The sequence below is a fragment of the Acinetobacter sp. YH12046 genome (genome assembly GCF_013419905.1).
In the GTDB taxonomy this organism is placed as follows: domain Bacteria; phylum Pseudomonadota; class Gammaproteobacteria; order Pseudomonadales; family Moraxellaceae; genus Acinetobacter.
Genome location: NZ_VOZF01000056.1, coordinates 1 through 5968 on the forward strand (window position 1 = coordinate 1; position 5968 = coordinate 5968).

Sequence of the window (5968 nt, forward strand, 5' to 3'; positions counted from 1 at the left end):
CCAAGCAGACGTGCACAGAAAACAGCGATTGAACAACGAAATCTAAATCCTGTGCTTGACTTGGAAATGTCCATATAGGACATTTCTATTTGGTTATTAGGTAGGACATTTCTACTTGGGAATAACAACACTTGTATATTAATATAAATATCAATCACTTGAAAATTTAGCCATGACTAAGAAAAAGCAAAAAATCGGCTTTTGTAATAAGTTGGTGAGTTTTTAAGCAGATCTGTAATATTTTGCCAGTAAATTTGATTAAAAAACGATCAATTTGGCAATCAGTGCCCATTTCATCGGCTTTCAGGATCCGAAACTATCCCCAATGGCTGTGGATAAAATTTAGGCTATTTTGTACGCCCTGGCGCACAACAATCTCGGCTCTTTGCGGCTACCAGGAACAGTGGAATTTTCCTATGATGAACTCATCAGGAACAGGAAGTTCCAAACAACAAGAATAAGAAAGATCGCACCAGGAGCGTGAGGTAAGACAGGAGTCATACCTAGCAACCCAATATGAGAAACCCCGGCAGGATGCTGGGGTTTTTTATTGTCTGCATTTAAGGTCTAATCAGTCTTAGCCAATTCATTTTGGTTGATAAGTTTAATCAGCGCATTTTGAACAAACTCATCAAGTTCAATCCCTTTTTCTTTTATGATGGTTTCTATCTTTGCTAGCGTTTCACTTTCTAATTCGAACTCGATTTCTGCTGATGTTTCCATGAGTAAATCATAGTTATTTTCGACTATCTTTTTAAAGGTTTCTTCTAGATCTTTTGTTGATGGAATATTGAAAGATAAGCGTAATGAGCTATTGATAATTTCAATATGGGTATACCCTAAATATTCAGTACTTTTTCCCACAAATCCTAAGTGCTTCATAAAAAACCTTAAATAAATATAGTAGAGAGCTGTCTAAATTAAGCCAGACTCTCTTTTACAAATTTTGGATCAACAATAAATAATCGAATAAGGGATGTTGCTGCTCCTGATGGTCTTCTCGCACCTTGTTCCCATGATTCAAGAGTACGTCTTGATACGCCAAGAATCTTAGCAAACTGATCTTGTGTTAGTTGAGCCTTTCTACGAGCTAACGCTACATCTGTCTCAGTGATTACGGTTCTTTTCGCTGCATTACTAGTAAGCATATCGTCGATGCCTTGTAATATTTCAGCTTCAATATCCCTAGTTGCTTCAAAAGCCTCAAGTTCTTTTTCAGTCATTAAACGAGTCATTTAGTTTCTCCACTAATGCTTGAAGAGTCTTCTTACTAAGCTGTACAGTTTGCTTTTTACTGTACAAGGTTAATAACCAAATCTCTCCATTTGCTAAACGATTAAAGTAGATGACTCTGACACCACCACTTTTACCTCTACCACCGCTAGTCCATCTAATCTTACGAATACCACCTGCATTAGGCTCTACATCTCCTGCTTCAGGATTTAATGCTAAGAATGTTTTGAATTCCTCATATTCTTCCTGAGTCCAATAAACAAGACAGTATTTAGTAAATAATGGAGTCTCACATATTGTATACATTGATTGCATTCATACTACCTTGTAGTAGTTTATTTTATACTACTTTGTGGTATTTTTAAATGATAATTCTTAGTTCTCAGGATTAAATGCCTATTTAAGTGATGTGCTGAAAAGGTTGCCGACACATAAAGTGACTCAGATTGAAGAATTGCTACCACACCGCTGGAAACCTGAACCGAATTAAAAAATAGGCATGGGGTTCAGCGGACGCTTACGTTCAATTCGTATAACCACCATTATGTTAAATAGAATCAAAAAACCTCCAATAAAATCGTTATAGTATTATTATTTATTGAGTAGATAAGAGAATTAAATTAGTGAAATACTCAAATGAACAAATAGTAAAAGCACTCTTACTTGCTCCTTTACCTTTACTTTTTTTAACAACAGTCCTGTTTATCGCAGTGAATCACGAATACAGCCTATACTCGATTTTCGTAGTTCTTGTAGGACACGGTCTTATTTACTTGGCTTATTGTATTTTGACTGTGCCTTTTAGCTACATATTCTCAATTCTTTTAAATCGTTATAACAGACTTAATTTATTAACCATCTGTATTACCTCTCTAATTATTGCTACTCCATTTTTTATTCTTTTAGGATGGGGGCATACTGGAAAGATTGCTGAAGATTGGTGGAAGATGTATACCAATACATGGGCTAGCTTTCTGGCTCTATTTCCTGGCTTATGTTATTGGCTGTTTTTAATTAACTTAAAAGATAAAGAATAGTTATGAAAAAAATATTATATTTTAATTTTTTAGCGATTATTTTGACTTACGTATCTTTGCTTTATCAAAAAAATATATTAGTTGCTCGCATAGTTGTAGATAAGCTTGAAAAAGTTAAAGTCATAGCTGGGGGATTTCCTCTCCAGTTCCTTATAGATGGTGAAACCTCTCCAGTCGGAAGTATAAGTATCAATCCTTTATTTATTTTCATCGGCATGGATCAATTTGTTTTTCTCAATTTTTTTATTGATTATTTATTTTGGATAAGTATTTTATTTGCTTTTTCTATGATTGTGAAAAAGTACAGAATTGTATAGATCTTCTAAAATTAACATAATACACGTTATACGAAGTTGAAAAATTGAGACTATAGCCTTAATTTTTATGTATTTTTTTAATTTAACACCTAGGCCAGTGCCTAGGTTTTTTCTGTTACATATTCATCTCGTATAACAGCCATTATGTTAAATGGATTTAATTTTGCTTAGCCTTATATTCATTAAATGCTTGAAGCATTTCTTTTTTCTGTTCTTTGGAGGCATCTGTATATGAGTAAAATCTTTCATAATCTTTTCTAAATTGGCTACTTTCAATCCTTTTAGCTAAGCCATCAATAAAACCTTTTCCTTGAGTCTGATACTGCTGAATCGTTTGTTCATCTAAGCAGATAGTTTTCTCCCAAGAAATTGCACTCATATTTATAAGAACATTGAGATATATATTTTCGCTATCCTCATATAGTTCCCAAAAATAAGGTTCTATTTCTATAAGCTGCATTCTACTAGTATTCCTAAACTTTTAATTATTTCTAAAATTAACATAATACACGTTATACGAAGCCAAAAATGGGGGCATGCAGCTCCCATTTTTAGTCTTTTATCCGCTTTTTTGCTTCATCATAAACAATGCTATCAGCTCGTTTTCCAACGGTAATTAGCAAAATAACTACCTGATCATCTTTGACCTGGTAAACAAGTCGGACACCAGCTTTTAATAATTTTATTTTATAGCAGCCTGCAAGATCACCTTTAAGCATATTCTTTGGAATATGTGGTTGCTCTATTACCTTAGCTAATTTTTTCTTGAATTGATCTCGTATAGCACTAGGAAGCTTTTCCCATTCTGCAGTGAAGTCCTTATGACGTAAAAGCTTATAAGTCATCTAATGTGACTTCCTCGAACATCTCTTTAGGATCATTAACACGTTTGCGAACAAGAGCTAATAAATCAGCATCTTCCTCTGAGAGTAAAGCTTTTTGTACTGGAAGCTTTCCAGTCGTAGCAATATATTCAAGAATATTAGTAAAGAACTCAGTAGGTGCAATTCCTTGTTCTTTTAGGATGGAATAAGACTTTTCTTTAAGGGCTTCATCGACCCTGAAATTAACAGTAGCCATCATTTTCCCATTTATTGAATGCATGAGAATATTGTAATGCAATATGCATTACAAAGATAGTTCGTATAACAACCACTATGTTAAATGGATAGTTGTTTAGTGGGAAAATCAAGTTTTTGAAATTTCAAATTGAAGTTTTTTCGTTCAATTAGTAATTGTAATTTATATTCTATTGAATAACTATTTCATAACTTTTCCTATCATATTTGGCTGCATACGTAGCTACTTCTTGATTAATCTTTTTATGATTTTTATCTAAATATGAAAAGATTATTGAATCCTCATTGTGCCGCTCGTAATTGATGGCGTATTTATATTCTGAATAAGGATAAAGAGTACCTAAGCTATAAGTTTTTTGAGCACTAATATAAGTTACTTTAAGGTCTGTAATTGGATAATCAGTCTGATTTTTAATAAAAATATATCCATCCTTTTCAAATGGCTGGCATCCTATAAGTAGAACTAATGTAAGACAGTAAAATAGGCTATTCTTCATTTTGGTAGTTCTTCAATTGGTCTTATGAGTCGATTAATAACTATAACTTTTGAGGTATCACAGCTATGATCTACTTCAGTTATCCAAGAATAATTATTTTTTTCTAGAGGATAGGATTCTCCGCCTCCATATGCTGCTTTATCACCTAAAAAATAAGTATCCGAATCTACTTTTAGGCTCTTAGTTTCCGTATCCCAATCTAGAGTTTTTGTAGCAAAAATTGGCAGAACTTTAGAGCCATCAGCATGTTCTAGGTATAGGCATTTACCTTCCCTAATAAGCTTAGCCTCACTATAACTTGCATTATCTGCTCCCCCCGTATATTGAATACGTGGAACAACTATATTTGATTCAATTTTTTCTGTAACTGGACTGCAGGCTGCAAGTAAACTTAATAAAATAAATTCTAATCTTTTCATATTAAAGGAATTTTTTGAGAGAGTAATAGAGAAATTAAAGCAAATTATTCCAAAAGGCTCTGATTAAAAATTGTTAAAATTAGTAGATATATGAGAGGAAATTATGAAAAAATTTTTATACTTCAATTGCTTATCTTTTATTTTTACTTATTTATCTTTGTTTTATCAGAAATATACATTAGTGGATCGTATAGTTGTAGACAAGCTTGGAAAAGTTAAAGTCATTGGAGGAGGATTTCCCTTACAGTTTTTAGTAGATGGTGAAGTATCTCCAGGTGGGAGTATAGCGCTAGATCCTTTAAATATTATTATAGGAATAGATCAATTTATCTTCTTATATTTTATTTTTGATTATTTGTTCTGGATAAGTGTTTTATTTGCTTTTTACATAATTTTGAAAAGGTACAAACTAAAACAGATTTTCTAAAATTAACATAATACACGTTATACGAATTCCCAAGGCATGGCTTTTAGTTATGCTTTTTTTATCAAAAGAGTATACCTGAATGATAGCGAGCCAAATCGCATACAATATCTATCATTAGACTTAATGCAATAATTAAATGATAGTATTATCATTAATCTAATAGAATTAAGATTAAATGATAGAAATGAATACACGTATTTATCTACGAGCTTCAACTAAAGATCAAGATGCAGAAAGGGCTTTGCAGATTCTTCAGGATCTAAACCAAAACTTGAATTTGGGTGAAACCATTGTGTACGTGGAAAACTATAGTGGTACGAAGTTAGACCGACCTGAATTGAATAAGCTACTGTCAGAAGCAAATCAAGGTGACACATTGTTAGTTGAAAGTATTGACCGCTTATCACGCCTAACCCAACGAGATTTTCAAGAGCTGAAGCGCAGGATCCAGGAGAAGGGACTTCGTTTAGTCGTAGCAGATCTTCCTACTACCTACCAAATGATTCAAACCAGTGACAGCATTACTCATTCAATCTTGGAACTCATCAACAATATGTTGATTGATCTTCTGGCAACAATGGCCCGCCTAGACAATGAGAAACGTATAGAACGTATTAAGCAGGGCCTGGCACGTTCGGGTTACAAACCAACAGGCAAGAAGGCAAATGAGGCTAAACATAAACGAATAAAAGAATTGCTAGTAGTTGGCAATATGACTAAGGAAGAAATTGCCAAAGCAGTGAATTGTGGAGTTGCAACTGTCTATCGAGTTGCTAAAGTTATCTAAAAGAGGCTTATCTCAACGCGCCCCCAATGGGGCACCGCTGCATTCAGGTTACTTCACATAAGAAATTTTATGTTAAATGATTGTTAGAAATGCCCCTTGATCGAGGCATTTTCTATAAAGAATACTAAAAACTAATTAAAGCCAACCAAGTTTCAAAACAAGGCAGTTCTCA

At 33.5% G+C, this 5968-nt stretch carries 12 protein-coding genes and 1 pseudogene; 5 read left to right on the forward strand and 8 right to left on the reverse strand.

The window, feature by feature from the left end; all coding sequences use genetic code 11:
* Positions 1 to 567: 567 nt before the first annotated feature.
* The 3 genes from FTU03_RS15570 to FTU03_RS15580 are packed head-to-tail and all read right to left on the reverse strand — an operon-like array spanning position 568 to position 1539.
* Entirely contained in the window at positions 568 to 882 is a 315-nt protein-coding gene (locus FTU03_RS15570; protein WP_104505826.1) for a hypothetical protein, read from the reverse strand.
* Between the two features lie 38 nt (positions 883 to 920).
* Positions 921 to 1235 (reverse strand): DNA-binding transcriptional regulator, encoded by a 315-nt coding sequence (locus FTU03_RS15575; RefSeq protein ID WP_104505827.1) that lies wholly within the window; start codon positions 1233 to 1235, stop codon positions 921 to 923.
* Positions 1216 to 1539 (reverse strand): transcriptional regulator, encoded by a 324-nt coding sequence (locus tag FTU03_RS15580; RefSeq protein WP_104505828.1) that lies wholly within the window; start codon positions 1537 to 1539, stop codon positions 1216 to 1218. Before FTU03_RS15580 ends, FTU03_RS15575 begins: the two co-directional genes overlap by 20 nt.
* Positions 1540 to 1627: 88 nt before the next feature.
* Between FTU03_RS15580 and FTU03_RS15585 the strand changes: the two are divergent.
* From FTU03_RS15585 to FTU03_RS15595, 3 genes and pseudogenes are all read left to right on the forward strand, one after another.
* Positions 1628 to 1723, forward strand: a pseudogene (locus FTU03_RS15585) (transposase domain-containing protein); the annotation flags it as partial.
* 133 nt (positions 1724 to 1856) lie between these two features.
* Positions 1857 to 2270 carry a hypothetical protein gene (locus FTU03_RS15590; protein ID WP_179989130.1) on the forward strand — a complete coding sequence of 138 codons (414 nt, stop codon included), beginning with the start codon at positions 1857 to 1859 and terminating at the stop codon, positions 2268 to 2270.
* Between the two features lie 2 nt (positions 2271 to 2272).
* A complete protein-coding gene (locus tag FTU03_RS15595) occupies positions 2273 to 2587 on the forward strand; it encodes a hypothetical protein (protein WP_070155405.1) in 315 nt (104 codons plus the stop codon).
* Between the two features lie 157 nt (positions 2588 to 2744).
* Here FTU03_RS15595 and FTU03_RS15600 read toward each other — a convergent pair whose 3' ends face one another.
* The 5 genes from FTU03_RS15600 to FTU03_RS15620 form a co-directional block, all read right to left on the reverse strand.
* Complete coding sequence (locus tag FTU03_RS15600; protein ID WP_136144098.1) at positions 2745 to 3047, reverse strand: hypothetical protein; 303 nt, start codon at positions 3045 to 3047, stop codon at positions 2745 to 2747.
* A gap of 91 nt (positions 3048 to 3138) precedes the next feature.
* Positions 3139 to 3432, reverse strand: a complete 294-nt coding sequence (locus tag FTU03_RS15605; protein WP_004733298.1) for a type II toxin-antitoxin system RelE/ParE family toxin — start codon at positions 3430 to 3432, stop codon at positions 3139 to 3141.
* Positions 3422 to 3667 carry a type II toxin-antitoxin system RelB/DinJ family antitoxin gene (locus FTU03_RS15610; protein ID WP_070154357.1) on the reverse strand — a complete coding sequence of 82 codons (246 nt, stop codon included), beginning with the start codon at positions 3665 to 3667 and terminating at the stop codon, positions 3422 to 3424. The genes FTU03_RS15605 and FTU03_RS15610 overlap by 11 nt, the downstream gene beginning before the upstream one ends.
* 169 nt (positions 3668 to 3836) lie before the next feature.
* A complete protein-coding gene (locus tag FTU03_RS15615) occupies positions 3837 to 4163 on the reverse strand; it encodes a hypothetical protein (RefSeq protein WP_004676063.1) in 327 nt (108 codons plus the stop codon).
* Complete coding sequence (locus FTU03_RS15620; RefSeq protein ID WP_004676061.1) at positions 4160 to 4582, reverse strand: hypothetical protein; 423 nt, start codon at positions 4580 to 4582, stop codon at positions 4160 to 4162. The genes FTU03_RS15615 and FTU03_RS15620 overlap by 4 nt, the downstream gene beginning before the upstream one ends.
* Positions 4583 to 4685: 103 nt before the next feature.
* Here FTU03_RS15620 and FTU03_RS15625 point away from each other — a divergent pair, with 103 nt between their 5' ends.
* Positions 4686 to 5009, forward strand: a complete 324-nt coding sequence (locus tag FTU03_RS15625; protein WP_004676058.1) for a hypothetical protein — start codon at positions 4686 to 4688, stop codon at positions 5007 to 5009.
* A 175-nt stretch (positions 5010 to 5184) separates the two neighbouring features.
* Complete coding sequence (locus FTU03_RS15630) at positions 5185 to 5796, forward strand: recombinase family protein (RefSeq protein ID WP_015060246.1); 612 nt, start codon at positions 5185 to 5187, stop codon at positions 5794 to 5796.
* Positions 5797 to 5968 lie beyond the last annotated feature (172 nt).

Excerpts from the sequence above, each read along its gene's own strand:
- FTU03_RS15600 (WP_136144098.1), bottom strand. The coding sequence starts at position 3,047 with ATGCAGCTTATAGAAATAGAACCTTATTTTTGGGAACTATATGAGGAT.
- FTU03_RS15615 (WP_004676063.1), bottom strand. The coding sequence starts at position 4,163 with ATGAAGAATAGCCTATTTTACTGTCTTACATTAGTTCTACTTATAGGA.
- FTU03_RS15630 (WP_015060246.1), top strand. The coding sequence starts at position 5,185 with ATGATAGAAATGAATACACGTATTTATCTACGAGCTTCAACTAAAGAT.
- FTU03_RS15625 (WP_004676058.1), top strand. The coding sequence starts at position 4,686 with ATGAAAAAATTTTTATACTTCAATTGCTTATCTTTTATTTTTACTTAT.
- FTU03_RS15575 (WP_104505827.1), bottom strand. The coding sequence starts at position 1,235 with ATGACTCGTTTAATGACTGAAAAAGAACTTGAGGCTTTTGAAGCAACT.
- FTU03_RS15620 (WP_004676061.1), bottom strand. The coding sequence starts at position 4,582 with ATGAAAAGATTAGAATTTATTTTATTAAGTTTACTTGCAGCCTGCAGT.
- FTU03_RS15610 (WP_070154357.1), bottom strand. The coding sequence starts at position 3,667 with ATGGCTACTGTTAATTTCAGGGTCGATGAAGCCCTTAAAGAAAAGTCT.
- FTU03_RS15580 (WP_104505828.1), bottom strand. The coding sequence starts at position 1,539 with ATGTATACAATATGTGAGACTCCATTATTTACTAAATACTGTCTTGTT.
- FTU03_RS15570 (WP_104505826.1), bottom strand. The coding sequence starts at position 882 with ATGAAGCACTTAGGATTTGTGGGAAAAAGTACTGAATATTTAGGGTAT.
- FTU03_RS15595 (WP_070155405.1), top strand. The coding sequence starts at position 2,273 with ATGAAAAAAATATTATATTTTAATTTTTTAGCGATTATTTTGACTTAC.
- FTU03_RS15605 (WP_004733298.1), bottom strand. The coding sequence starts at position 3,432 with ATGACTTATAAGCTTTTACGTCATAAGGACTTCACTGCAGAATGGGAA.